Genomic DNA, 25,250 nt, shown 5'->3' with positions numbered 1-25,250 from the left:
CCCGCAAGAAACAGCGTAACCACAACTTCATCAAACGAAGTCGCAAACGCAAACAGCGCACCCGAGATCACCCCCGGCGCAATCACCGGCAAAGTGATGCGAAAAAACGTCTTCACCGGATCCGCCCCAAGCGACAGGCTCGCGCGCACGAGGTTGTAATTAAAGCCCTGCAACGTAGCCGCGACCGTCGTCACAACAAACGGCACCCCGAGCGACGCATGCGCGAGAATCAACCCGATATACGTATTCGCAAGCCCAAGCGGCGCGAAAAACAGATACATGCCGACACCGATCACCACGACCGGCACGATCATCGGTGAAATCAGCACCGCCATCAGCAGACCCTTGCCGCGAAAATTCGCCTTGGTCAGCCCAATCGCCGCAAGCGTGCCGAGCACGGTCGCGACCACCGTCGCCGATGGCGCAACGATAAAACTGTTTTTCGCAGCCATCCGCCATTCATCGGATGCGACAAGGTTCTGATACCACCGCAACGACCACCCCGGAATCGGATACACGAGAAACGTGCTCGACGAAAACGACAGCGGCACGATCGCGAGCACCGGCAGGATCAGATACAGCAGCGTCAGCACGACCAGCGCGCGCAACGCGAAATACCACACGCGCTCGCCCAGCGACGTATGCGGTGCGAACAGGGGCCTGGCAAGTTTCATCGCGGTATGCTCCGTCCGGTTCGGTTCGTTTCAGCCGCTCAACCGAGGCTCAGCGAAGAACGCGTAAAGCGTCCGTAGATTACGTACAGCACGAGCGTCGCCGCCAGCAGCAGCCCGCCGAGCGCGCACGCCATCCCCCAGTTGATCGTCACGTTGGTGAAATAGGCAACGTAGTAGCTGACCATCTGGTCGTTCGGTCCGCCCAGCAGTGCGGGCGTGATGTAGTAGCCGATCGCGAGGATGAACACGAGCAACGCACCCGCGCCGACGCCGGGATACGTCTGCGGCACGTACACGCGCCAGAATGCGGCGAATGGATGGCTGCCGAGCGAAATCGCCGCGCGCTGATACGTAGGCGGGATCGACTTCATCACGCTATAGAGCGGCAGGATCATGAACGGCAGCAGGATATGCGTCATCGAGATATAGACGCCGGTGCGGTTGAACAGCAGCGCCAGCGGATCATGCAGCAAGCCGCTCGCGATTAGTGCCTTGTTCACGAGTCCCTCGCTTTGCAGAATCACGATCCACGCGGCCACCCGCACGAGGATCGATGTCCAGAACGGAATCAACACAAGAATCATCACCAGATTCGCGCGGCGCTCGGACAGCGTCGAAATCCAGTACGCGAGCGGATAGCCGAGCAGCAGCGCGAACAGCGTGACGGCCGCGCCGATCACGAACGTGCGGCTGAATACCTTCAGATAGATCTGTTGCTCAGGATCGGTCGGCACGATGCGGCCGAACGCGTCCTGCTTGTGATCGAGCGCGGCCAGCAGATAGAACGGCGACAGCGTCCCCGAATTTTTCGCGATCGCCTGCCAGTAAGCGAGGTCGTTCCAGCGCTCGTCGAGTTCGACAAATTTCGCGCGGGTGTCGTGCGGCGACAGATGCAGCGGCTGGTTGTTGTCGTCAGCGAACGGCATCGCGCGCGCGGACTTCGCGACCAGCGACCGGTAGCCCGGAATCTCGACGTTCAGGCGCCGCCCGAGCGCGCCCATGCCGTCGCTGTCGGCGATCGCGGTGAGGTCGGTGGCGAGCGCGACGAACGCGTCGTCGGACGGCGGCGTCTTGCGATCCCAGCCGTTTAGCGCACGCAATGTATGCGGCAGCGCATTGGCGACCTCGGGATTCTGCGCGGCGCGGCTAAGCAGCGCGCCGATCGGCACGACGAAAATGAGCAGCAGGAAAATCGCGAGTGGCGCGACCAGCAGCAGCGCCGTCGCGCGCTTTTTCGCCTCGGCGGCCTTCAGTTCGCGCTTGAGCCGGCCGGTTGATTCCGGTGTTGGATCGGCGGCGATCGTTATCGTAGTCACGGTGGTGTTCCTCGATACTGCGCGGCCCGCGTGATCGCGAAGCCGCGCGCTGTCACCAGACGCCTATGAGCCTATTGGCAGACTCCACAGGCCCCGACTCGAATCACCTCGACGCCCACGACGCAAAGCGCTGCTCCAGCTCATCGCCGTGATCCGTCCAGAACGACAGGTTCTGCAGCACCGCGTTCTTGCCATTCGCCGGCGAGTTCGGCAAATCGGCCAGCGTCTTCGCATCGAGCGACTTGATTGCCACCACGTTCACCGGACCGTACGCGATGTGGTGTGCGTACTCCTGCTGCGGCTTCGATGTCAGCGAATAGGCGATGTACTGCTCGGCGACCGCCTTGTTCGGCGAGCCCTTCGGAATCGCCCAATAGTCCAAGTCGTAGATGCTGCCGTTCCACACGACCTTCAGGTTCTTGCCCTCGCGCTGCGCGGCGTCGATGCGCCCGTTATACGCGGTCGACATCACGACGTCGCCCGCCACCAGAAACTGCGGCGGCTGCGCGCCTGCTTCCCACCACTGGATATTCGGCTTCAGCTCGTCGAGCTTCTTGAACGCGCGGTCCTGACCTTGCTTGGTGGCCAGCACCTTGTAGACATCCTTCGGCGGCACGCCGTCGGCCATCAGCGCGAATTCGAGGTTGTAGCGCGCGCCCTTGCGCATCGCGCGCTTGCCGGGGAATTTCTTCGTGTCCCAGAAATCGGCCCAGCCGGTCGGCGCGGTTTTCAGCTTGTCGCCGTCATACGCGAGGGCCGTCGACCACACGAAGAAACCGACGCCGCACGTTTGCGGCGCTTCGGGAATCAGATCCGACTTCTTGCCGATCTTCGACCAGTCGAGTTTCTCGTACAGCCCTTCGTCGCAGCCACGGCCGATGTCGCCAGATTCGACCTCCACCACGTCCCAGTTCACGTGCTTCGCCTCGACCATCGCCTTCACTTTGGCCTGCTCGCCGTTGTATTCGACGGCCGTTACCTTGTTGCCGGTAGACGATTCGAACGGCCGATTGAAGGCAGCCTTTTGCGCGTCGCCATTCGCGCCGCCGAAATTGACGACCGTTATTTCACTCGCGTAGACCTGCGCGGCGCCCAGCGCGAGCGTGGCAGCAGCAACGGCGATGGCGCAGCGCGTTTTCCCGATCTTGTTCATGGTGTGGCTCTCCTTGGGTGATGTCTGATGTCGCGATGTATGTAGCGCCGGGGACGATGCGGTTCATGACGTACCGCCCGTTGCCGGCTTTGTAATGCTGCTGAACTACCGCGCCGACGTCTCCCCTGTGCGGCGCTTCACTGCCCTGCCTGCGTCAAGCCCCTGCGAAGACGCGCAAATGCTCGGGTGCGAACTCCAACGCGACCGGTGCGCCGGGCGCGAACGTAGCGAGCGCATCGGTGCCGAGCGGCACCTTGACGAAGCACTCGTCCTGCTGCCGCACGCCGCAGCGCATGCGCACGTGATCGCCGAAATAGATGAGCCCGCGCGCCTCGCCGGCGAGCGCATTCGCGCCCGCCCGCGCGACGCCGTTCGCGAGCTTCATCCGCTCCGGGCGGATACACGCGACCGCCGGCGAGCCCGCGCGCGCGCCGCCGATATTGCGGCCGGTCACACGCGTGCCGTCGCTCAGATGGACTTCGCAGTAGTCGCCGTCCACGTTCGCGATCGTGCCGCGCAGCCGGTTGCTGTCGCCGATGAAGTTCGCGACGAACTCGTTGCACGGCGACTCGTACAGTCTGTCCACGGTGTCGAGCTGCTGCACGATGCCCTTGTCGAATACCGCGACGCGGTCGGACATCGTCAGCGCCTCGCCCTGGTCGTGCGTGACGTAGACGAAGGTGACGCCGAGCTTTTCGTGCAGTGATTTGAGTTCGTACTGCATGTGCTCGCGCAGCTGTTTATCGAGCGCGCCGAGCGGCTCGTCCATCAGCACGAGCTTCGGCTCGAACACGAGCGCCCGCGCAAGCGCGATGCGCTGTTGCTGGCCGCCGGAAAGTTGCGCCGGATAACGCTTCGCGAAGCTTTCCATGCGCACCATCTTTAGCGCGTTGTTCACGCGCTGCGCGCGTTCGTCGGCGGGAAGCTTGCGCACGGTCAACGGATACGCGACGTTCTGTTCGACCGTCAGATGCGGGAACAGCGCGTAGTTCTGAAACACCATGCCGATGTTGCGCTTGTGCGGCGGCACGTTGTTGAGCAGCTGACCGTCGAGCCAGATCTCGCCGCCGGTCGGGAATTCGAAGCCCGCCAGCATCATCAGACAGGTGGTTTTGCCGGAGCCGGACGGCCCGAGCAGCGTCAGGAATTCGCCCTGGTAGATATCGAGATCGAGCTGTTTGACGACCAGTGTTTCGCCGTCGTAGGTCTTGCGCACGCCTCGAAAGCTGACGATCACGTCATCGGTTTTCATCGCTGGGTCTCCCTCTGTCTCACGGCCGTGGCGGGCGAAATTGCATCGATCGCGTGGCTCACTATAGACCGTCACGGTTCTACAATATGGAACCATTTCATTATTCCGGATAGAACCACTTGGATACTGTGATCCTGTCGGACTGGCTCGCCACGCGGCTCGATCGCAGCGCCGCCGAACCGCTCTACCGGCAAACCCTAAGGCTCGCGCAGCAGGCCATTCTGACTGGTCAACTGCCGCCAGGCACCAAGCTGCCGAGTTCGCGCACGCTTGCCGAAGACCTCGGCATCGCGCGCAATACGGTGCTGCATGTGTACGACCAACTGACAGCTGAAGGGTACGTGATCTCGACCACCGGTAGCGGCACTTATGTCGCCGATACCCGCCCGGATGCCGCCACCGTGAATGGGCGCCCCAGGCCCACGGCGGCGGCGCCGGAGCCGGCAAGCCAGTCCGTCAGTGATAACCCGCAGCCAGCACCGGTGGACCGATGCGACCTGTCCGCCCGCGGGCGCCGCCTGATCGCTCAGGCGGGGGTGTCAGCGAAGCAATGGGGCGCGTTTATGCCGGGCGTGCCCGACGTCTCGGAGTTCCCGGCGCGCACGTGGAGCCGGCTGCAGGCGCGGCTGTGGAAGGAAGCCAATCCCGATCTGCTCACCTACGCGCCCGGCGGCGGCTACCGGCCACTGCGGCGCGCGCTGTCAGATTACCTGCGCGTCGCGCGTTCGGTGACTTGCACGCCGGATCAGATCATCATCACGACCGGCATCCATCAGTCGATCGATCTCGCGGTGCGTTTGCTGACCGATGTCGGCGACCGCGCATGGGTCGAGGAACCGTGCTATTGGGGGCTGCGCAGCGTACTGCAGTCGTCGGGCGTGACGCTCGCGCCGGTGCCGGTCGACAGCGAAGGCCTCGACCCGCGCGACGAAGACCTGCAACAGCCGCCGCGGCTCGCGCTGGTCACGCCGTCGCACCAGTATCCGCTCGGTATGGTGATGAGCCTCGCGCGCCGCCGCACGCTGCTCGAATATGCGCGCCAGCACAACGTCTGGATCATCGAGGACGACTACGACAGCGAATTCCGCTACGGCAGCCGCCCGCTCGCGTCGCTGCAAGGACTCGACGAAGCGGGCCGGGTGATCTACGTGGGCAGTCTCGGCAAGATGCTGTTTCCGGGCCTGAGGATCGGCTACATGATCGCGCCGGAGCACCTGGTGGATACGTTCAGGACGGGTGTCGCGGAGCTCTACCGCGAGGGTCAGTTGATGCAGCAGGCGGTGATGACCGACTTCATCATGGATGGCCACCTGACGTCGCACGTGCGCCGCATGCGCGCGTTATACGGCGAGCGGCGGCAGATTCTGATCGATGCCATCAACGCGCGCTTTGGCAGCGAGCTGCCGGTAATGGGCGACGAAGCCGGTCTGCACCTCGTGCTCGGCCTGCCCGACTACTCGGACGATCGCGCGGTGACGGCCGCCGCCTACGATGCCGGCGTGATCGTGCGTCCGCTCACCAGCTATTACAGCGACCCGGCGCAGCCTCGCCGCGGGCTGCTGCTCGGTTATGCGTGCGTGCCGAACGAGAAGATCGGCCCGGCGTTCGATACGCTCGCGCGGGTCATCGAGCGCACCGCGCTCGAACGGGCGGTGGCGTGAAGACTCGCGCCGCCTCGCTCACTTCAAGCCAAAGTCCACCCGAGTCGTCGCGCCGTTGTCCTTGATGCCGTCGGCATTCAGCTTCGGCGCGACGATAAACACGCGGCTGCTGTCGATCTTGCCGGCCAGATACTGCTGCACGCTTTGCGCGCGCTGCTGCGCAAGCTGTCGCAGGCTGGCTTCGTCGATCGGTGCGTTGGCTTCCAGTGCGCCTTTCATGTCGTCGTCGGGCAGCGCCTTGGTCATGCCGATGAAGTTGCGCGGCTTCTTGAAGTCGGCGGACTTGTAGGCCTTGGTCAGGTACTTGTCGTAATCCTTCGGATCGACCGTCACCTGCGACAGATCGACGCTCTCGCCGTTGCCCACCACGTCCTTGACCTTCTGCTGCTTGACCAGCCGATCGACGTACTGGGTGCGCAGCGCCGGTTCGTCGACCTTCGGATCGACCCGGCCGATCAGGTCCATGCGGATCGACGGCTTGTCGGTGAGCGCCTTCACGATCGTATCGAGCTTCTGCTTGTCGGCGTCGGTGAGCTTCGCCGAGCCCGCGTCGAATTCGACATAGCCGAGTTCCTGGCCGTTGCCGCCGAACGCATTCGCGATCAGCGAGAACGGCGCGGTGACCGCCTTTTCGATCAGGTTGAGCACCGCATGCCAGATCAGGCCGCCGACGCTGAACTCGGGGTTCGACAGCGAACCCGACACCGGCAGATTCACGTCGATTTCGCCGCGCGAATTCTTCAGCAGCGAGATCGCCAGACGGACCGGCAGTTTGGTCGCTGTGTCGTTGTCGACGTGATCGCCGAACGTGAGCTGATCGATGAACAGATGGTTATTCGCGTTCAGCTGGTCGTTGTCGAGCTTGTAATGCAGATCGACGTTGAGCTTGCCCTTGGTGATCGGATAGCCGGCGTATTTCGCCGAATACGGGGTGAGGTTGGTCAGCTCGATGTCATGCGCGGACGCGGTCAGATCGAGCGCCGGTTTCGCGATCAGCGGATTGACGGTGCCGCGGATCGTCAACGGACCATTGGCGGCGAGCTTCGCGGCGACGTCGACCGGTGCGGGCGTCGTCGATTGCGTGCCGAATGCACCGACAGTGCCCTGAATGTTGACCAGATTCGCCGTGTAATTCGGTTTGACGAAGTTGTCGGTATAAGTGACGCGGCCCTGTTGCAGCACCAGTTGCCCGAAGTGCAGCTTGACCGGGTTTTGCGGCGGCGCCGTGGCCGTCGCAGTTGCCGGTACCGCCGCGTTGCCGGGCACAGCCGAGGCCGCCACCGGCGCGGACGCGGCCACCGCTTCAGAGACCGCCTGCGGCGTCAGCGGGACCGGCCTCGCGCCGCTCTTGTCGCGCGTGAGCGATGGGGCGTCGGCGTTTTCATGCGCGACCACGTCCTTCAGATTCAGCTTGCCTTGCGCGTCGAGCAGCACGCGCCCATAGAACTTGGAGAACGTGACACGTCCCGCGTCGACCACGGTGCCGTGCTCGTCGTAGTCGGCCTTCAGGTTCGACAGCGCGAGTGAGCCCCAGCCGGCGAACGGGTCGGAGGTCGCCTTGTCGAGCATACGCACGTCGACGAGTGCAACGTCGCCCTGATAATTCGCCTTCAACGACTTCGCCTGCGTCACCGCGAGATCGCCGTTCGCGTTGAGCAGCGCGCTCGCGATCGCCGCATTCAGCTTGCTGCCGAAGTACGGCTCGAACGCCGCCGCATCGAGCCGGTTCGCGTTGATCTTGACCGCGAGCTTGAGCGGCGTCGCGGTCACGTCGCCTTTCAGATCCAGCGTGCCCTTCTTGTTCAGCGTGGCTTGCAGATCGACCGGCAGCGGACGACTGAGGTCGTCGCTGATCTGCTGCACTTTCAGTTGCAGCGGCGTGATGCTCAGCTTGACCGGCTGCGGCGTCGTGTTATCCGTGAAATTGGCGGTCGCGTCTTTCAGCGTCAATGCGCCGATCTTGTAGTGCCACGCGGGCCCTTCGGCCTGCGCTTTCTTCGCCGCATGGATCGCGGTGCGCTGCTGCGCCTCCTGGTGCGCGCCGGCCAGCGAACTCAGATTGATGCTGCCGTCCTTCAGGCGCTGGGCGTCGACCGCGAGCCCGGTAGCGTCGACGCTCGTTACGTCGGCCGTGCGCGCCGCCAGGTCGACCTGCTTGACCAGCACGTTGCCCTGAGCAACCGAGATCACGGGCGCTTTATCGCCGCGCGCGGCCAGCTTCAGCGACTGCAAACCAAGCTGGCTATCGGCGACCGTCACCGCCGCAGGCGACTTCGACCAGTTCGCGTCGATATGCGTGGTTGCGGACAGCGCGCCGTCGACCACCTGCGCGGACGTCGCGGCGTCGAGATACGGCTGCCATTGCGGCAGCTTCAGCGATTTGACATCGAGCTTCACGCTCGCGGTCTTGGCCGCAAGGCCAACCGTGCCGTCAGCGGCAAGCGAGCCGGCGTCGTTCTTCAAATGGGTGTTCAGCGTGTAGTGCGCGGGTGCCGACGCAAGTGTCGAAAAATCGGTCAGCGTAACCGCGAGGTTTTGCAGACCGGCGTCGACCGGATGCGACACTGCTTCATCGTGGAGGTTCAGCGTGCCGTCGTCGAGTGTGAAACGTTTGATCGCGAGGTCGAATGGCGGCGCTGCTTTTTCCGCAGCGGCGGTTTTCGCGTCTGATTGGGCGCTTGCGCCGGATGCCGCGGCCGGCGCGCTCGCCGCCGTGGTAGTGGACGCGGATGCCTTTGCAGACGCGGCGGGCCCGGCGGGAGCCGACGCGAACATCTTCTCGACACTGAGCACGCCGTCCTTGTCGCGCGCGAGACTCGCGCTCGGCGCATCGATGCGGATGTCGTCGAAGTGATAGACGCTCTTTAGCGGCTCCAGCGACGACGCCGCCACGTGCACCGCGCGCGCCGCGAAGAACGGCGCCTTGCTTTGATCCTGCACGTCGACGTCGTTGATATCGACGGTGCCTGCAACGCGCAGCGACGGCGTGTCGTTCGACACCGCGAAATTGAGCTTCAGGTCGGTAGAGAGCTTGCCCGACTGTACGATCAGGGGCAGCTTGGCCGGCACATAGGAAATCAGCTTCGGCACGTCGAGCGCGTCGAAGCGCAGCGACACCTCCGACTCGCGCGACGCGGCGAACGGCTTGGTCTTGCCGTCGATCGCGAGTTCACTATTGCCATCGATGCGCGCGCGCAGCACCGGCTGGACGAAGATATCGGTTTTGGACGGCAGCGTCGCGATGAACGGAATGCCGAGCTTCCATTGATCGATCACATGGCTCGTGCCGAGCAGCCGGTCGTCGAATGTGATCTGGCCGTTTTCGACGCGAATATTGGAGACGGAAAACTGCGTCGGCTTGCTGTTCGGTTTGGCCGGCTGGTTTGCGAACTTCTGGATCAGGTCGGTGAAATTGAAATGCTGCGCGTCATAGCGAACGATGTGAAAGCGCGGCGAATCGACCTGCACTTCGTCGACGATCGGCGCACCGCGAAACAGCGAACTCCACGACGGTTGAACGATGAGCCGCGAAATATCGATGAAATCCCCCGCGCCGCCGCGCTCGCCGATATGCACGTTATCGGCTTCGAATCTCAGCGTATAGGGATTGAGCGCAATGCGGCCGATCGATGCCGGGCGGTCGAGCTGCTTGCTCAACTGTTGGCTCGCGATGTGGCGAATCAGCGGCGGCGCCGCGAAAAAGCCGAGCAGGCCGAACACGACGACGAAAATCAGCAGGCCTATCAGGACGCGACGGGTACGGTGCGACCGCGCGACGTCGCGGACGGTCTGCATGGAGGAAGATAACGATGCTTTATTGAGGCTTGCCATGCTCGATGGGAATGAATGCGGCGGCAAGCCCGCCGCGGAAAACATGAATCCTGCAAGCGGCAGTATAAGTCGTGAATCCGCTACGAAACAGTAATGTCAGGCGCGGTTTCAAGTTCGCGCTGAGGTTTCAGCGCATCTCGATGGCGGCTTTCGGTCGCGGCGCGACCGCACACAGGCGTCGATGAACGCGCTGGACGCGCGTTAGCGTCTTGTCGCTGACGCGCTTTCGTCGATGCGTTGCGCCGGCTTTTTTTTGTGTTAGCGGTTGTTAACGGCGCGCGCTTTGCTCGCGCGCCGCATCGGATCACCAGACTGCGACGTTACTGCCGCACGACCGGCGGCGGCTGCCAGCTGCCGTCGGTTGCTTGTGGCTTCGGCGCATATAGCCGCAGCACCAGTTGCATGTCGGCGCGGGGCGCCGGCAACCAGTTGCCGCCCTTGCTGCGCGTCGACGACACGACCACGTCGAGCGAACCGTCGCGATTGCGGTGCGCGCCGTTGCGATCGCCGACCGCGAGCCGCGCCGGCGCGTTGTCGCTCAACGCGCCATCCTTCGTGTATGCGGTAATCGACCAGAAACCGCGTACCGGCGGCAACTGGTTCGCCGCGAAGTGGACCACGTAGCGGTTCGCGCCGTTCAGCGTATTGCCGTCGCTATCTTGCGTGACGACTGCGCGTACTTCGTCGTCCTTGGTGCCGACGCCTAGCTGCGTGCTCGCCGCGTATGCACGCAGCGCGTAGTCAGGACCGTAACTGCCGACGCCGTCGCCAAACCAGTTCCAGCCGTTCGCGCTCAGCAGATTCGAAGGCGGTGTGGCAACGCGCTCGCGGCCGTCCGCGAGACCCGCCGCGAGCGCGTCGGTCGCCTTCGGCAGCTTGACCGGATCGCCGGGCGTGACGCCGAGGTCCGCCAGGAATTTCAGCGCATGCGGGTCGGCCGGTGTCGGCGGATTGTCAGGCAGCGCATCGGCGAGACGGCTGAAGAAAGCGCTCGCGTCGAGCGCGGCAACCTGTTGACCCGGCGTGCCGTTGGCGCCCGCGATGAGGTTTGGATTGCTACGCGGCGGCACGGCCGGCGCCGCGTCACCCTGATAGACGCTCAGCGGAGCTAGACGGATAGCGCGTTGCAGCTTGCGCACCGCCGTCAGATCGCGCGCGGCGTTCGACTGGATGCGCACGCTCATCCATGCGTTGCGGGTCGGCACGTCGACGCGTTTCACGCCCTGCGGCAACTCGCCCTGCCAGCCGGGTCCGACGAACGCGATCGTCTGCGCGCGCCGGCCTTTCGCGCCGGTCACGAACTGCGGACCGGTCGACCACACGACGTTGGTCCACATGTCGAGCACGCGGGCGTCGACATAACGGCCATGCGAATCCGGCAGCGACAGGATGACCGGTTCGTCGCCGAGATCGAGCCAGCCGGTCGAGTCGAGCGTATCGAGGCTCGGCTGTGGCGGGTTGGCTGCGCCGATCGGCGGCAGCGCCTGCGCGTGACGCAGCGTGTTGAACGGAGCCTGGCCAAGGTCGGTGCCGACCGCCGCATCGCGCGCGGTGCTCATCAGCACGAGCGGATAGCCGAACACGTAGGAATCGGCGACTTCATCCTTGATCCAGCCGGTGCTTTGTTGTGTGACGTAGGGGGTCGACGCGCAGCCGGCCAGAAATGCGACACCGGCGAACGACGCGCAGGTCCGGTGAAGCGAAAAGAGCGCTTGGCGATTTTTTATCATTCTTCAGAGTGCGGAACGTGCAGTCCTATAGGAGATGCCGGTGCGCAACGCCAGGCAAATGCGAGGCCTCCCGAAGCCCTGCGCTGCCAATCCGCGGATTGCGATTCCGACAACATCGCGTTGTATCGTATCCTTGCTAACCAGGCAAGCACAAAGCAGGGAAATGCGCCCGCTAGCGCGCACGCGGTTCACAAACGGCGCAAAAGTACAAGACGCGTGCTTGCGGTGCGGGCATCGGCGGCTCGCGGCTGAGCTCCCCATCGTTCACAAACGATCCTTTTCATTTTCAATTCACCCACACTGTTTCGTCGACCGTAACGGGAGCGCTTCAATGTATATGCCCACCCATTTCGAAGAGAACCGTCCAGAGGTTCTCCACCGTCTGATCGCCGAGCAGCCGTTCGGCGCGCTGATCACCAACGGTCCGCACGGGCTCGATGCAAATCACGTGCCGTTCGAAGCGCAACTCGTCAACGCGCAAGGCGACGCGGCCGCCGCCGGCCATGACCCGGCGCGCCTCGTGCTGCGTGCGCACGTCGCCCGCGCCAATCCGGTCTGGCAGGAAGCCGCCACGCATCCCGACGCGCTCGTGATCTTCCAGGGACCGGCTGCCTATATATCGCCGAGCTGGTATCCGAGCAAGCACGAGGCTCACAAGCAGGTGCCGACCTACAACTACATGGTCGTGCATGCACATGGCAGGATCGTGGTGCACGACGACGAAACGTTCCTGCGCGGGCTCGTCGCGCGACTGACTCGCAAAATGGAATCGGGTGAAGCGGTGCCATGGAAGATGGGCGACGCGCCCGCTGACTTCATCTCGCAGATGCTCGGCGCAATCGTCGGTATCGAGATCGAGGTGACGCGGCTCGTCGGTAAATGGAAACTGGGGCAGAACAAGGAAGCCGCAGACCGGCGCGGCGCAGCTGAAACGCTGCTTGCGCGTGAAAGCGATCAGCAGAAGGCGGTCGGGCAGGCGATGCTGGATGCGCCGCCGGCGTTTTGAAGCTGGGCTTTATAAGGCGGGGGCTTCCCGGCGTGCTTGACGCTTCGGCCGCATAATCGGTCCTTGACCTTCCCATGATGGGAAGGTCAATACTGGATTCACGATGCGGCCCAACGCCGCCATGAACCTCGCCTGCCATGACCGGACTTGCCAATCCGCAGCGCCCCGCCGGCGCTGCCATCCCTTCCCCTTCCTCGCCTGCGCGCGTCGTCGAATTCGACATCGACGGGATGACTTGCGCGGCCTGCGCCACACGGGTCGAAAGAGCGCTGTCGAAGGTGCCTGGCGTCGCCCGGGCGTCGGTGAATCTCGCGACTGAGCGCGCTCGCGTCGAAAGCGGTGCCACGGTCGAACCGGCGCAGCTTGCCGATGCGGTGCGCAAGGCGGGGTATGAAGCGGCGCTGGTCGCTGGTGCTGGTGCTGGTGCTGGTGCTGGTGCCGATATCGATGTCGCGGCGCGGGCGGAAGCATCTGTGGCAGCGCCGCGGACAACCGAATTGGAGCTCGCGATCGGCGGGATGACTTGTGCGTCGTGCGCGATGCGCGTCGAAAAAGCGCTGTCGAAAGTGCCGGGCGTTGCGCGGGCATCGGTGAATCTTGCGACCGAAACCGCCACTGTTCATTCATCCGCTGAGTCCGCGGACGCCCATGCGCTGATCGCCGCCGTCAGCAAAGCGGGCTACGAAGCCGCGCCGATCGCGCCGCCAGCGCCGCCCGACGCGCTCGACGCAAGCGCGTCCGGCACCACCAGCGACGCGCCCCCAACTACCCCCGCCGATCGCAAACAGGCGCAGGCTCGCCGCGAACTCGCGATCGTCGTCGCCGCCGCGCTGCTGACGTTGCCGCTCGTCACGCCGATGGCCGCCGAATGGTTCGGCATCCACGCGATGCTGCCGCCTTGGCTGCAGTTCGTACTCGCGTCGATCGTGCAGTTCGCGTTCGGCGCGCGTTTCTATCGCGCCGCCTATCGCGCGGTGCGCGCCGGCGCGGGCAACATGGACCTGCTGGTCGCGCTCGGCACGTCGGCCGCGTACGGCATCAGCGTCTATGAACTCGTCGCGCATCCTGGCGACGCGATGCATCTGTACTTCGAGGCGTCGGCGGTCGTTATCACGCTGGTGCGATTCGGCAAGTGGCTGGAAGCACGCGCAAAGCGCCAAACCACCGACGCGATCCGCGCGCTCAACGCGCTGCGCCCGGAGCGCGCGCGCATCCGCGACAGCGCGGGCGAGCGCGAAGTGCCGCTCGCGCAGGTGCGGGTCGGCACCGTCGTGATCGTGCGGCCGGGTGAACGGGTGCCGGTAGATGGCGCGGTGCGCGAAGGCCGCACGCATATCGACGAATCGCTGATCACCGGCGAAAGCCTGCCGGTGCCGAAACAGACCGGCGATACGGTCACGGCCGGCTCGATCAACGGCGAAGGCGCGCTGACGGTGACGACCACCGCGATTGGCGCGGAGACGACGCTCGCACGCATCATCCGGCTGGTCGAGAGCGCGCAGGCGGAGAAGGCGCCGATCCAGCGCCTCGTCGACCGGGTCAGCGAAATTTTCGTGCCGGCGATTCTGGCGATCGCCGCGCTCACGCTGATCGGCTGGCTGATCGCCGGCGCCGGCGGCGAAACCGCGATCCTGAACGCGGTCGCGGTCCTGGTAATCGCCTGTCCATGCGCGCTCGGGCTCGCGACGCCGGCGGCGATCATGGCCGGCACCGGTGTCGCGGCGCGCCACGGCGTGCTGATCAAGGACGCGGAAGCGCTGGAAATCGCGCACCGGGTGTCGATCGTCGCGTTCGACAAAACCGGCACGCTGACGCTGGGTCAGCCGTCGGTGACAGCCTTCGAGCCGGTCGGCGCCATCGGCCGCGACGACGCGCTTGCACTCGCCGCCGCGGTACAGCGGCATAGCGACCATCCGTTGGCGCGGGCCGTGGTCGATGCGTATCAGCGCGCCGCGCACGACGAGATCGCCGTCGCGGGTGCCGACGCGGCCGCTCGAACCGAGCCCCCGCATGCAACCGCCTCCCGCGCGGTAGCGGGACGGGGCGTCGAAGCCGACGTCGACGGCCGCACGCTCGCGCTCGGCAGCACGCGCTGGCTGCATGAACTCGGTATCACGCTGCCGGCGTCGCTCGCGGCGCGCGCTCAAGAACTCGAAGCAGCGGGCAACTCGATTTCGTGGCTGATGGCGCGCGCTCCGCAAGCACCGGCAGCGCTTGCGCTGATCGCGTTCGGCGACACGGTCAAGCCCACCGCGCGCGCGGCCATCGAACGGCTTACGCGCTTGGGCATCCGCAGTGTGCTCGTCACGGGCGACAACCGCGGCAGCGCGGCGAGCGTCGCGCGCGCGCTCGGCATCGACGAATTCCACGCCGAAGTGCTGCCCGACGACAAGGCCCGTGTAATTCGCGACCTGAAGATCCGCCACGCCGGCATCATCGCAATGGCGGGCGACGGCATCAACGACGCGCCGGCGCTCGCCGCCGCCGACATCGGTATCGCGATGGCGACCGGTAGCGACGTCGCGATGCACGCGGCGGGCGTCACGCTGATGCGCGGCGATCCGGCGCTCGTCGCCGATGCGATCGACATCTCACGCAAAACGTGGCGGAAGATCCAGCAGAATCTGTTCTGGGCGTTCGTCTACAACCTGATCGGCATTCCGCTCGCCGCGTTCGGTCTGCTGAATCCGATGCTCGCGGGCGCGGCCATGGCATTTTCGAGCGTGAGTGTCGTGACTAATGCGTTGCTGCTGCGTACGTGGCGCGGCGCGACGCGCCGCGCGGAAGATCGGGCGCGCTAGTGCGGCAAGCGGTCTGAATGCGGCGAACCCGACCAGCGCGTCCGACACGCCAACCGCCGCTCACGGACCCAACGCTTACGCCTTCGGCCTGACCATCTGAAACATCTCGCCAATCTGCGCATAGTCGGCGCGATAACCGGCGCGCATGATCGGCTGCGCGGCCTGGGTGTCGAACAGGCCGTCCTTCAGATACGCGTCGTTGATATGCACGCCGACCACCTGCCCGAGCGACAGATAGTTGTCCATCGGCTTGCCGTCGAGGTCGTTCAGACGCACGATCTTCAACAGCTTGCATTCGAGCGCGGCCGGCGATTCGGCGACGTGGGGCACCGCGACGTTGCGGCCCGGCGCGGGCGTGAGTCCGGCCAATTCGAATTCATCGACGTGCGATTCGACCGGCGCCGAAGAACGGTTCATCTGCTCGGCGAGCGGCCGGCTCGACAGATTCCAGACGAATTCGCCGGTCGCCTCGATGTTCGCGAGGCTGTCCTTGCGGCCCTCGCTCGAAAAACCGATGATCGGCGGAAACGTCGCGAACGCGCCGAAGAAACTATACGGCGCGAGATTGAGCGTGCCTTGCGCATCGCGCGACGAAATCCAGCCGATCAGCCGCGGCGCGACGATCGCCTTGAACGGATCGTGCGGCAGACCGTGACCGGCGGCGGGATCGTAGAAGTAATGGGACATGACGTAGCGTCCTGTTGACGGATGATTGACGTTTGATTGACGGGTGACGGGTGGTGAAAAAAGCAGCGAAAAAGGGCGGCGAAAAAGATCTACAGAACTGCTTATACCGCACTAGCCGCGCCCGATCACACGCTTGCGCCCTTGCCTGACGCGCTCGAGCCGGGCGTCGTCCCATTCGTGAAAGCCGGCGCCGCTGCGCACGCCGACTCGTCCCGCGGCGACCTTGTCGCGGAGCAGGTCGAGCACGTCCTCGTCCTTCGCGAGTTGCGGCATCAGATGCGTGGCGATATCGACGAATGTATCGAGCCCGCCCATATCCGCCCCCTCGAACGGCCCGACAATGCCCCAGCGGCGTCCCAGCGACGCCTTCATCACCGTATCGATGACCTCGGGCGTCGCCGCACCGGAACGCACGATATTCAGCGCCTCACGCAGCACCGCGAACTGCAACCGGTTACCGACGAACCCCGGAATCGCCTTCGCGAGCACCACCGGCTCCATGCCGATCGAGGACATCAGCGCGGCGGTCCGCTGCGTGGCTTCCGGCGTGGTCGCGCTGCCTGGCACGACTTCGACGAGCGGGATCATATGCGGCGGGTTCCAGAAATGCGCGATCACGAAGCGCTCTTTTGCGCGCAGCGGCGTGACGAGCTGATCGGGCGGAAAGCTGCTGGTGTTGCTGGCGAGAATGGCGTCGTCGGCAAGCAGACCGGTCAGCGTCGCATACAGACGATGCTTCAGTTCGAGCACTTCGGGAATGGCCTCGATCACGAAATGCGCCGAAGCGACCGCGTCGAGTTCCCCGTGCGTTTCGATGCGCGCAAGCGCCGCGTGTTTGGCCGCCTGATCGATGCGGCCCGCATCGATCAACTCGTCGAGCACCGCTTCGGCTTTCGGCATGACGCTCGCAAGCCGCGCCGGGTCGATGTCGTGCACGATCGTCCGGTAGCCATGCAACGCAGCTTGCGTCGCAATGCCGACGCCCATTAGTCCAGTGCCTACCACGCCTATCGCGATGTATTGCGCTGCCTCGTCCACGCCCGCTCCTGTTGCCATCGATGAAGCTCAAAAGCATAGCGCAGCGCGCGACGCGGGCACATCGGGGCTCGCACGTCCGGAACGCATGCCCCAGACGTGACGAAGCCGGTCTTCCCGCAAAGGAGAGACCGGCCTCGCGACTCACGCCGCTGTGCGCGGCGCCGTCTGTCACGCATTAATCGTGGTGCTGGGGCCCACGATGGTCGTCGTGGTGATGCGGATCGTAGTCGTGCGGATGGTGGCGCATCCAGTCGTCATGCGCCCAATAACGATGGCCGTCCCAGTAACGATCGCCATGCCAGCCGATGTTGACCGACAAGCCCACCGGCATCATATGCGGCTGACCGTACACGACCGGCGCCGGCCCGTTCTGGATGATGACCCGCTCCTGGGCGAATGCGCTGCCGGCAGCGAGCAGTGCGCCGCCAGCGAGCAGACTTGCGATAACCGAGCGTGATGCGTTGCTAAAGGTTTTCATGATGAACCCTCCCGTCAAAGTTTTATTCCAGGCCGCGTCCGTGGTCGTTCGAGCTTCGCGATCCAATCCATTCCATTCGCTTCGCCGCGGGCCCAACGAGACGCCGTACGCTTGAAAGCCACTTTAGCGGCGCACATCGTGCGAAGACGTGACGGCTTGTAAGAGAGAATTTCATAGATGGGGACGGATGATGAGGCCCGCTTTAGCTTTCGAGCCCCGTTGTGCAGGCGTTGCAGCGCGGCCCCGCGGTGCGGCTGCCGTCTTCCGAATGCAGGACCCGTTACATTCATTTCGGCTATGAAATATTGCGCACGGGACCGTATCAACAATGTCAGCGGAACGTAAGCTCGACGCGACGCGCTGACCGTACAGGCAGCCCACAAACAAAAAGCCGCGATTCGCATCTGCGAACAGCGGCTTCAGGGGACCGATGCGCATGGAAGCGCGGGCCCGGGCGCATCGTTTCGCGCTCGGGACGGTGAGGCTGGTCTCAGTCGGTCAACTTGATGCCAAACAGCGTGGCTTGTGCGCGGCGGACACGGTTTGCTTCGCGGCTACGCGCTGCATACGAATAATCCGAATCCAGCGGCAGATGGGGCGACGCAAAGAGGTCGCTGACCTTTTGGAACAGTGCAAAGATGTAGCTCATGGCGACTCCCGGTTAGTAACTGCATTGCTAGGGTTTTCCCTTGGTTGAAATTATAGGGTTTTCCCTAGCAAAAAACTAGTGCGATGCAGCATTTTTCTTGGACGGTGCCGTACAACCGCAGGAGACGGCCGTGATGCGCTGCGTCATGATCATGTCCCTCTTATCGCGGCTCAGCGCGGGCAACACATCTGAGAGTCGTCGACGGGAGACTGCCGCTGCGCGTCGGCCTACCTATCCCGATCGATCGCAGCCGGTCCGGTCGCGCCGTGCTGTGGATGGAAGGTGCGCTGAGCGCCCTCGGACGCGTCGGTGCCGCGGCGTGTGGCTGGCGCGCGAGGAGCCGTCAGTGTTGGCCGGACGCTTTCACCTTGTGTCCCTGCGGCACGCGGCCGGCGTGCCGGCCATGACCCGGTGTCGGCACTGTTTGCGCAACGGCGGCAGGCGTGGTCGCGGCCGGTGCCGGCGCGGGGTTGGCCGCCGCGGCGACCATCGCCGTGTGCGTATCGAGCAGACTAACCATCGCTGCCTGCTGGTTCTGCATCATTTGGTCCGTGCGCTGCTGCTGCGCGGCCGTCTCGCGCGTCAGACGCATTAGCAGGTAGGTCTGCGCGACGCCAATCGCCACCGTGACCAGTAGCGCCGCGACCACGATCGACAACATCCACTTCATGCGGCGCGAGTGATCGCTTGCGGCGCGGCGTTGATCCGCGATCACGCCGTAGAGCGCGTCGACGGTATCCGCAAACGCGGTGGCCCGCGCGCGGTCGAGTTCCGGTTCGGCCCGCAACGCGGCGGCCGCTTCAGCACGACGCGCTTCGCGCGGCGCGGCGAATGACGCGTGGGTGTCAGGAAATGCGGATGCCGCGGCTGAAGACCCGTTGTTCTGCTTCGCGTTGGCGAGCTCTGCCGATGCCAATGCCGCTGCCGCTGCCGCCGCGGCTGGGGTCGTGGATGCCGCGCGCGTTTGAACAGAGGGGCTGTCGGTGAACTTGTCGGCGACTCCGGCGTTGGCCGCTGTCGCAACCGATGCCGCGCCACGCGAAGCCGTGGTGGCTTTCGCGAAGGTCGCGGCGAAACGCTGCGGCAGCTTGCCGCCGGACGCGGCCGCAGCGCCGTCCGAATTTGCTTCGGCGGCCTCGCGCAATGCGGTCACGCTGCGCGCGACGGTCGCCGCCGCCATCGCGGAGGTAAGCGGCGCCGACTGATCGCGCGCGGGGGCCGTGGGCTTGTCGTTGGCGGCTGCCTCGAGCTTCGGTTCCGTTGCGCTGGCGCCGTTCATGGCGCCCTCCATAGCTGGCTCGCTCACGCGCGCACGCGCATTGGCGTGTCCACCAGCCAGCGTCGCCGGCTCGACATCGAATCCGCTCAGTTGCCCATGCACCGGCGTTGGCGCATCGACCTTCACCGCGCGCGGTGCACGGCGCGCCCCCTTGTCGAGCGACGCGCCGTCCTCCAGTGCGCCGACCGCCTGGAGCACCACTTCGGGCAGTTCGAAGCCGTCCAGCGTGCCTTGGCGGACGTCGATGTTCATCGCTTCGAGCGTCGCGCGGGTGGGATCGTCGGGGAACATGTCGAGCGTGCTGTCGTCGCCCGAGACACCGCTCAGTTGCGCGAGGCGCTGTGCCGAGCGCGCCGCGCGCGCCAGCTTGTTTTCAGTTTCTGTAGAGACGTCGCCCTCGCGCTGCTTCTTCGAAGCGGCGCGCCGGGGCCTGGACTGCGGGGATGCTACGGAATCTGTCATGGAGAAAAAAGCGGTCGTCGCCGCAAACGCAAGCGCCGGACACCGCTCGTCGTTGCCGTTGGAATTTTTAGAGTTCGCATTGTCGCATGGCGGTCCGCCCGCGCCGAAGCCATTGCCCAACGATTTGCGACGATTTCGCCTGTCACGACGAAGACGTGTCGTCCTGACGGAACTGCTTGACACCGGGCAGTTGTCGCAAGCGTGCGCAGATCGACTCGTACTCGAGATTCGACACGCGATGCAGCGTGATCATCACCTCGTCACATTCGGGCACGTCGTCGCTCTGCTGCATCACGAACTGCTTGACGCGCGGACTCGCGGCGCCGAGTTCGTCGTGCAGCGTGTGAAACGTCAGCGTGCCGCGCTCAATGACCATCGTCACTTGACGCCGCTGCTTGACCGTGATGAAGCGCCGCTCGAGCGGCTTGATGCCGGCGAGGATGATCAGAATGATGATGGTGGCCGCGATCGACGCCGTGTACAGCCCGCCGCCCACGGCAAGCCCGACCGCCGCGACCGACCACAGGCTCGCCGCGGTCGTGAGGCCGCGCACGATTTCGCCCCGTAGCAGGATCGAGCCCGCCCCCAGAAAACCGATGCCGGATACGACCTGGGCGGCCATCCGCGACGGATCGAGCACGACGTGCTCGTCCTTCAGCACTTCGGCGAAACCGTACGCCGACACGATCATGATGAGCGTCGAGCCGACGCAGACCAGCATATGCGTGCGCAAGCCCGCCGCCCATGAAAGCCGCTCGCGCTCGAAGCCGATCACACTGCCGAGCGCCGCGGCCAGCACGAGGCGGGAGATGAGTTCCAGGTTGCCCAACATTGTTGTTGCTCCGTATTTGAATGATGCAGGAGACGGTCCCATCGTCCGCGTCGGCCGCGCCTGACGTGCGTCTTGAGTTTCACATGTTCGAGTCAGCGAGAAGCGTTTGCTTTATGCTAAGCCGCACACCGTCGCGGGATCGAATCGCGGCTCTGAGTCACGACTTCAACCGCCGCCGCGAACGCCGCTTCGACACACCGCTCCACCCCATCCGATCATGCCAAGCACGACCCTGCCCTCCGCTTCAACGACGACCACCGCGAGTTCGCTGCGCGAGCATTTCGCGACCGTGGTGCTGCCCATGTGGCGCGGACCCGGCTTCAACAGCGCGTTGAAGCTGCCGTACGAAGCGCTCGGCGCCGACGATCATCAGCCGCCGCCCGTGCAACGCTACCGGGCCATGGCGTGCGCGCGGCAGTTGTTCACGTTCGCGCAGGCGGGCGACCTCGAGCATGCGCGGGTGCTGTTCGATTCGCTGACGCACACCTTTCACGACACCGACCACGGTGGATGGTTCTATAGCGTCGACGCGCTGGGCGTGCCGCTCGACACGACCAAGGACCTCTACACGCACGCGTTCGTCGTATTCGCGTGTGCGGAATACGCGCGCCGCTCCGACGACCACGACGCGCTGAAGCTCGTGCACAACACGACGGCGCTGATCCAGTCGAACTTCGCGGCCGATGGCGATCTGTTCAACGCCGCGCTGAGCGTCGACTTTTCGAAAGTCACGGTCGCGCCGCTGCAAAACCCGCTGATGCACCTGACCGAGGCTTGGCTCGCCGCCTGCGAAGCGACGCGCGATAACGTCTTCGGCGCAGCGTTGCGCCGACTCGCCGTCGCGATCGAGCGGCACTTCGTGCATGCGCCGAGCGGCTGCATCGCCGAACTACCGGTCGGCGCGAGCGACAACCGTCTCGAGCCGGGGCACCAGTTCGAATGGTATTGGCTCGTCCAGCAGGCAGGCGCGCTGTTCGACGGCAGCGGGCTCGCCGAAGCGCTCGGGCGCGCTTTTACCTTCGCGGCACAGCATGGCGTGGACCCGGTCAGCGGCGGTGTATGCGCGTCGCTGGACGAAGCCGGCAACGTCAAGGACGCAACGCAGCGAATGTGGGCGCAAACGGAATATCTGCGTGCGCTCGCTTGCCACGACGACCCGTCCGTGCGTGCGCGGCTGCCGCGCCAAATCGAACTTTTCGAGCAACGCTTTCTTCATCCGCGCGGTTGGGTCGAATGCAAGACGGCGGACGGCCAGATCGTCCGCGCGGAGATGCCTTCGACCACGCCGTATCACCTGGCCACCGCGTATGCGGCGCTGCCGGACAGGGCGGACTCGGGCATGCCGTCCTAAGCGACCTGAGACGACAACGGAAAGCCGTTAGCGAGTCGCACGATTCGATAAAGCCGCGCGCTTCGGCCACAGACAGCCCGTATCAGGTCTAGCAAAGGCTGTACCAGTGGTTTACCCTGGCCCCCGAAAAGTCTCGCCGAGCCGGTCCGGTCGATAAAAAAGCTCGACCCGGGGGAATTCCCGGATGCAGGTTGATTGGCATCCGTCATAAAGACGTGATACAACTCTCCCCTCGCGCTCGTTCTCATGTCGAGAAATAGCGAACGCGAATGCAACACACAACATTTATTGGATCAAAAATGGCAACAGGTACTGTTAAGTGGTTTAACGATGCAAAGGGTTTTGGTTTCATCACGCCGGACGACGGCGGCGAAGACCTGTTCGCACACTTCTCGGAAATCCAGGCATCGGGCTTTAAGTCCTTGCAGGAAAACCAGAAAGTGTCGTTCGAAGTGAAGCAAGGCCCGAAGGGCAAGCAGGCTGCGAACATCCAGCCGGTCTAAGTACTCCGGGCACTTTGCCCCAGACTTGGACTTCACGATAGGCGCCTTTTAAGGCCCCTGCGTCGAATGCAAAATGGCTCGCTTTTCGCGAGCCATTTTCTTTTTCAGTGCCTTCTTTTTAAGCGTTGCCGCTTTAAACCGCATGCGCTCCAGCTAATCCGAATTGCGCATTTGGCGTCGGCATTGCGCCGGGCTGTTGCGTGCGCAACACAGTTTCAGAAATTTCGAAAACGGAAACGGCCCGCTTCAATTGCTCCGTCTGCTGATGCAGCGAAGCGGCGGCCGCCGCGGCCTGTTCGACGAGCGCCGCGTTCTGTTGCGTCATCTCGTCCATCTGGACCACCGCCTGATTCACCTGCTCGATGCCAGTGCTCTGCTCGAGCGACGACGCGCTGATTTCCGCCATCATCTGCGTGACGCGCGAAATCGCCGTGGACACGTGGCTCATCGCTTCGCCGGCACGCTCGACGAGCGTCGAGCCGCCCTGAATCTCCGCAACCGACTCGCTGATCAACGTCTTGATCTCTTTCGCCGACTGCGCGCTGCGCTGCGCGAGCCCGCGCACCTCCCCCGCGACGACCGCGAAGCCGCGGCCCTGCTCCCCCGCGCGCGCCGCCTCGACCGCAGCGTTCAGCGCGAGGATGTTGGTCTGGAAAGCGATGCCGTCGATCACCGAGATGATCTCCGCGATCTTGTCCGAGCTTTGCGCGATGCCGCGCATCTTGTCGACCACCTGGTTGACGACGTCGCTGCCGCGCGACGTTGCGTCGAGCGCGGTCCCGGCCAGTTGGTTCGCTTCGCGCGCGTGATCGGCGTTCTGACGCACGGTCGCCGTCAGTTCTTCCATGCTCGAGGCGGTTTCTTCGAGCGACGCCGCCTGGTTTTCGGTGCGCGCCGACAGATCGGCGTTGCCGGTCGCGATCTCGTCGGCGCCGATATGGATGGAGTCCGCCGATTCGCGCACCGCTTGCACGGTGCGCGCGATACTCGCCTGCATCGTCGAGAGTCCGGAGAACAGGCGGCCGATTTCGTTGGTCCCGCGCGGAGCGATCGGCTGATCGAGGCGCCCTTGCGCGATGCGCTCAAAGTGGCGCCCCGCCTCGTCGAGCGGCGCGACCACGCCATGGCGCAGGCCCGCGTACACCGCGATCGTGCCCGCCACCAGCATGAGCAGGATCACCACGCTGACGATGCGAAACGCCGCCATGCGTGCATCGATCGAATCGAGCGACGCGCGGCTCGCGGTGTTGGCGAATTGCGCGAAGTTGTTCGATTCGGTCAGATAGGCATCTTGGAACGACTGGGTCGGCTGGTCGAGGAACGCCTGGATATTGTTCGAGTCGAGAAACTGCGCAAGCTCGGTCAGTGCCCCGTGCAGCTTCTTGTAGCGCTCGGCGAGTGCGGCGGCGCGCGCGCTATTTTCCTCGCTCGTTTTGTCCGCGCTGAGGAAGGCCGCGAACGATTGATCGGCGGCGGAGAGCTGTTCGCGCGCGTGCTGCACGATATCCGCGGGCTCCGCGCCGCCGCGCACCATCCGCGTGCCGGCGCGCGACAGGTTGATGCGCGCGTCCATCAGGCGCTGCGTCGTCTGGTTGACCGCGTCGACCTGCTTGAGCGCGATACGCGACAGATCGTCGACATCGTCGTGCGTGCGCGTCAGCGACCAGAAGCCGAGGCCCACCGTGATGAGTTGAAAAACGCAGAACGCGGCCAGAACACATAGCAGGCCGGATGCGACCTTGATCTTGCTGAACATCGTGAACACCTGAAACGCAAAGGAATGACGGAAGCGATACCCCAGGGTTAACGGCAGGTCGGCGTACGGCTTGAGGTCAATGCCATCAAAAAACGGCCTACGTGCTGGTTTCATTGCCGATCGCCGCGTTTGCATCCTTTTCGCGCAACCACGTGGGACGCGCGGTGCCGAATCACCTTGCGCAGCGCAGCCCCGCTTCCTACAGTGGGTAGGACCGCGCGGCGCACGCCGTCGGCCGCGGACGTACTCACACGCGACAGGGCGTTGCACGAAGGAATCACAATGACTGATCTTCTCGACCGGGCACGCGGCGCACTGCACGCCCAGCCGTTCAGCATGCTGCTAGGCGCGGAGTTGATGCACACCGGCAGCAACGAGCTCACGCTCTGTCTGCCGATTCGCGATGAACTCAGGCAACAGCATGGCTTCGTGCATGGCGGCGTGATCAGCTATCTCGCCGACAACGCGTTGACGTTTGCGGGTGCGCTGTCGCTCGGACCGAGAGTCGTGACCGGCGAATACAAGATCAACTATCTGCGTCCGGCGGTGAACGGCACGCTGATCGCGCGCGCGAGCGTGGTGTATGCCGGACGGCATCAGGCGACCTGTCAGTGCAGCGTGTATGTGATGGATGGGAATCGCGAAAAGCTCGTGGCAGTTGCGCAAGGCACGGTCAGTCGGATTGGCGAGAATGGAGACGAGGCGGGGGGGAATTGATACTTGTCCATTATCGCCGCACACGAGCTCCGACAACAGCGGCAAGAACGGGTAATCCCTTGGTCGTTCCTTCG

18 protein-coding genes and 2 pseudogenes are annotated in these 25,250 nt (G+C 64.4%); 7 read left to right on the top strand and 13 right to left on the bottom strand.

The features are described 5' to 3' along the window. The 4 genes from VGH68_RS17305 to VGH68_RS17290 form a co-directional block, all read right to left on the bottom strand. A partial coding sequence (locus VGH68_RS17305; RefSeq protein ID WP_331604882.1) for an ABC transporter permease occupies nucleotides 1-674 on the bottom strand: 674 nt, incomplete at its 3' end. Between the two features lie 38 nt (nucleotides 675-712). Then, on the bottom strand, nucleotides 713-1,990 hold the full coding sequence (locus VGH68_RS17300) for an ABC transporter permease (RefSeq protein WP_331604881.1): 1,278 nt from the start codon (nucleotides 1,988-1,990) through the stop codon (nucleotides 713-715). Between the two features lie 103 nt (nucleotides 1,991-2,093). Beyond that, nucleotides 2,094-3,143: an ABC transporter substrate-binding protein gene (locus VGH68_RS17295; RefSeq protein ID WP_331604880.1), complete on the bottom strand. Its 1,050-nt coding sequence runs from the start codon at nucleotides 3,141-3,143 to the stop codon at nucleotides 2,094-2,096. Nucleotides 3,144-3,297: 154 nt separating this feature from the next. Beyond that, nucleotides 3,298-4,395, bottom strand: coding sequence for an ABC transporter ATP-binding protein (locus tag VGH68_RS17290; protein ID WP_331604879.1), 1,098 nt, complete (start codon nucleotides 4,393-4,395; stop codon nucleotides 3,298-3,300). A 119-nt stretch (nucleotides 4,396-4,514) separates the two neighbouring features. Between VGH68_RS17290 and VGH68_RS30125 the strand changes: the two are divergent. Both VGH68_RS30125 and VGH68_RS17285 read left to right on the top strand, forming a co-directional pair. After that, a pseudogene (locus VGH68_RS30125) lies at nucleotides 4,515-4,812 on the top strand (GntR family transcriptional regulator); the annotation flags it as partial. 71 nt (nucleotides 4,813-4,883) lie between these two features. Next, nucleotides 4,884-6,056 (top strand): annotated as a pseudogene (locus VGH68_RS17285) (PLP-dependent aminotransferase family protein); the annotation flags it as partial. An 18-nt stretch (nucleotides 6,057-6,074) separates the two neighbouring features. On the opposite strand, the gene VGH68_RS17280 reads toward VGH68_RS17285, so the two are convergent. Together VGH68_RS17280 and VGH68_RS17275 are read right to left on the bottom strand one after the other, a co-directional pair. Next, the gene (locus VGH68_RS17280) at nucleotides 6,075-9,887 is read right to left on the bottom strand and encodes a DUF748 domain-containing protein (RefSeq protein WP_331604877.1); all 3,813 of its coding nucleotides are present in this window, start codon (nucleotides 9,885-9,887) and stop codon (nucleotides 6,075-6,077) included. A 320-nt stretch (nucleotides 9,888-10,207) separates the two neighbouring features. Continuing rightward, a complete protein-coding gene (locus tag VGH68_RS17275; protein WP_331604876.1) occupies nucleotides 10,208-11,617 on the bottom strand; it encodes a DUF1254 domain-containing protein in 1,410 nt (469 codons plus the stop codon). Nucleotides 11,618-11,948: 331 nt separating this feature from the next. On the opposite strand from VGH68_RS17275, the gene VGH68_RS17270 reads away from it, so the two are divergent. Both VGH68_RS17270 and VGH68_RS17265 read left to right on the top strand, forming a co-directional pair. Beyond that, nucleotides 11,949-12,623: an FMN-binding negative transcriptional regulator gene (locus VGH68_RS17270; protein ID WP_331604875.1), complete on the top strand. Its 675-nt coding sequence runs from the start codon at nucleotides 11,949-11,951 to the stop codon at nucleotides 12,621-12,623. Between the two features lie 137 nt (nucleotides 12,624-12,760). Then, nucleotides 12,761-15,424: a heavy metal translocating P-type ATPase gene (locus tag VGH68_RS17265; protein ID WP_331604873.1), complete on the top strand. Its 2,664-nt coding sequence runs from the start codon at nucleotides 12,761-12,763 to the stop codon at nucleotides 15,422-15,424. A gap of 75 nt (nucleotides 15,425-15,499) precedes the next feature. Here the strand turns inward: VGH68_RS17265 and VGH68_RS17260 are convergent, their stop codons facing one another. The 6 genes from VGH68_RS17260 to VGH68_RS17235 form a co-directional block, all read right to left on the bottom strand. Then, entirely contained in the window at nucleotides 15,500-16,111 is a 612-nt protein-coding gene (locus VGH68_RS17260) for a flavin reductase family protein (RefSeq protein ID WP_331604871.1), read from the bottom strand. Between the two features lie 111 nt (nucleotides 16,112-16,222). Continuing rightward, nucleotides 16,223-17,167: a 3-hydroxyacyl-CoA dehydrogenase family protein gene (locus tag VGH68_RS17255; protein WP_331604870.1), complete on the bottom strand. Its 945-nt coding sequence runs from the start codon at nucleotides 17,165-17,167 to the stop codon at nucleotides 16,223-16,225. A gap of 157 nt (nucleotides 17,168-17,324) precedes the next feature. Then, the gene (locus VGH68_RS17250; RefSeq protein ID WP_331604869.1) at nucleotides 17,325-17,627 is read right to left on the bottom strand and encodes a hypothetical protein; all 303 of its coding nucleotides are present in this window, start codon (nucleotides 17,625-17,627) and stop codon (nucleotides 17,325-17,327) included. A gap of 490 nt (nucleotides 17,628-18,117) precedes the next feature. Further along, the gene (locus VGH68_RS17245) at nucleotides 18,118-18,276 is read right to left on the bottom strand and encodes a hypothetical protein (protein ID WP_331604868.1); all 159 of its coding nucleotides are present in this window, start codon (nucleotides 18,274-18,276) and stop codon (nucleotides 18,118-18,120) included. A 343-nt stretch (nucleotides 18,277-18,619) separates the two neighbouring features. Next, the gene (locus VGH68_RS17240) at nucleotides 18,620-20,017 is read right to left on the bottom strand and encodes a hypothetical protein (protein ID WP_331604867.1); all 1,398 of its coding nucleotides are present in this window, start codon (nucleotides 20,015-20,017) and stop codon (nucleotides 18,620-18,622) included. Between the two features lie 142 nt (nucleotides 20,018-20,159). Then, on the bottom strand, nucleotides 20,160-20,849 hold the full coding sequence (locus VGH68_RS17235; RefSeq protein WP_331604866.1) for an MgtC/SapB family protein: 690 nt from the start codon (nucleotides 20,847-20,849) through the stop codon (nucleotides 20,160-20,162). Nucleotides 20,850-21,066: 217 nt separating this feature from the next. Between VGH68_RS17235 and VGH68_RS17230 the strand changes: the two genes are divergently transcribed. Together VGH68_RS17230 and VGH68_RS17225 are read left to right on the top strand one after the other, a co-directional pair. Next, nucleotides 21,067-22,200: an AGE family epimerase/isomerase gene (locus VGH68_RS17230; RefSeq protein WP_331604865.1), complete on the top strand. Its 1,134-nt coding sequence runs from the start codon at nucleotides 21,067-21,069 to the stop codon at nucleotides 22,198-22,200. 299 nt (nucleotides 22,201-22,499) lie between these two features. Further along, nucleotides 22,500-22,703 carry a cold-shock protein gene (locus VGH68_RS17225; protein WP_062128144.1) on the top strand — a complete coding sequence of 68 codons (204 nt, stop codon included), beginning with the start codon at nucleotides 22,500-22,502 and terminating at the stop codon, nucleotides 22,701-22,703. Between the two features lie 133 nt (nucleotides 22,704-22,836). On the opposite strand, the gene VGH68_RS17220 is transcribed toward VGH68_RS17225, so the two are convergent. Continuing rightward, on the bottom strand, nucleotides 22,837-24,459 hold the full coding sequence (locus tag VGH68_RS17220) for a methyl-accepting chemotaxis protein (protein WP_331604864.1): 1,623 nt from the start codon (nucleotides 24,457-24,459) through the stop codon (nucleotides 22,837-22,839). A 282-nt stretch (nucleotides 24,460-24,741) separates the two neighbouring features. On the opposite strand from VGH68_RS17220, the gene VGH68_RS17215 reads away from it, so the two are divergent. Further along, nucleotides 24,742-25,176, top strand: a complete 435-nt coding sequence (locus VGH68_RS17215; protein WP_331604863.1) for a PaaI family thioesterase — start codon at nucleotides 24,742-24,744, stop codon at nucleotides 25,174-25,176. Nucleotides 25,177-25,250: the final 74 nt, after the last annotated feature.

The sequence above is a fragment of the Paraburkholderia sp. genome (genome assembly GCF_036488505.1).
Classification (GTDB): Bacteria; Pseudomonadota; Gammaproteobacteria; order Burkholderiales; family Burkholderiaceae; genus Paraburkholderia.
Note: the sequence above shows the minus strand (reverse complement) of the source record. Positions and strands in the feature narration are given on the sequence as shown.

Bases quoted from the DNA above. Each gene is read 5' to 3' on its own strand.
- VGH68_RS17215 (WP_331604863.1), top strand. From the start codon at position 24,742: ATGACTGATCTTCTCGACCGGGCACGCGGCGCACTGCACGCCCAGCCG.
- VGH68_RS17240 (WP_331604867.1), bottom strand. From the start codon at position 20,017: ATGACAGATTCCGTAGCATCCCCGCAGTCCAGGCCCCGGCGCGCCGCT.
- VGH68_RS17245 (WP_331604868.1), bottom strand. From the start codon at position 18,276: ATGAGCTACATCTTTGCACTGTTCCAAAAGGTCAGCGACCTCTTTGCG.
- VGH68_RS17230 (WP_331604865.1), top strand. From the start codon at position 21,067: ATGCCAAGCACGACCCTGCCCTCCGCTTCAACGACGACCACCGCGAGT.
- VGH68_RS17225 (WP_062128144.1), top strand. From the start codon at position 22,500: ATGGCAACAGGTACTGTTAAGTGGTTTAACGATGCAAAGGGTTTTGGT.
- VGH68_RS17260 (WP_331604871.1), bottom strand. From the start codon at position 16,111: ATGTCCCATTACTTCTACGATCCCGCCGCCGGTCACGGTCTGCCGCAC.
- VGH68_RS17275 (WP_331604876.1), bottom strand. From the start codon at position 11,617: ATGATAAAAAATCGCCAAGCGCTCTTTTCGCTTCACCGGACCTGCGCG.
- VGH68_RS17295 (WP_331604880.1), bottom strand. From the start codon at position 3,143: ATGAACAAGATCGGGAAAACGCGCTGCGCCATCGCCGTTGCTGCTGCC.
- VGH68_RS17290 (WP_331604879.1), bottom strand. From the start codon at position 4,395: ATGAAAACCGATGACGTGATCGTCAGCTTTCGAGGCGTGCGCAAGACC.
- VGH68_RS17235 (WP_331604866.1), bottom strand. From the start codon at position 20,849: ATGTTGGGCAACCTGGAACTCATCTCCCGCCTCGTGCTGGCCGCGGCG.
- VGH68_RS17265 (WP_331604873.1), top strand. From the start codon at position 12,761: ATGACCGGACTTGCCAATCCGCAGCGCCCCGCCGGCGCTGCCATCCCT.
- VGH68_RS17255 (WP_331604870.1), bottom strand. From the start codon at position 17,167: ATGGCAACAGGAGCGGGCGTGGACGAGGCAGCGCAATACATCGCGATA.
- VGH68_RS17220 (WP_331604864.1), bottom strand. From the start codon at position 24,459: ATGTTCAGCAAGATCAAGGTCGCATCCGGCCTGCTATGTGTTCTGGCC.
- VGH68_RS17270 (WP_331604875.1), top strand. From the start codon at position 11,949: ATGTATATGCCCACCCATTTCGAAGAGAACCGTCCAGAGGTTCTCCAC.
- VGH68_RS17280 (WP_331604877.1), bottom strand. From the start codon at position 9,887: ATGGCAAGCCTCAATAAAGCATCGTTATCTTCCTCCATGCAGACCGTC.
- VGH68_RS17250 (WP_331604869.1), bottom strand. From the start codon at position 17,627: ATGAAAACCTTTAGCAACGCATCACGCTCGGTTATCGCAAGTCTGCTC.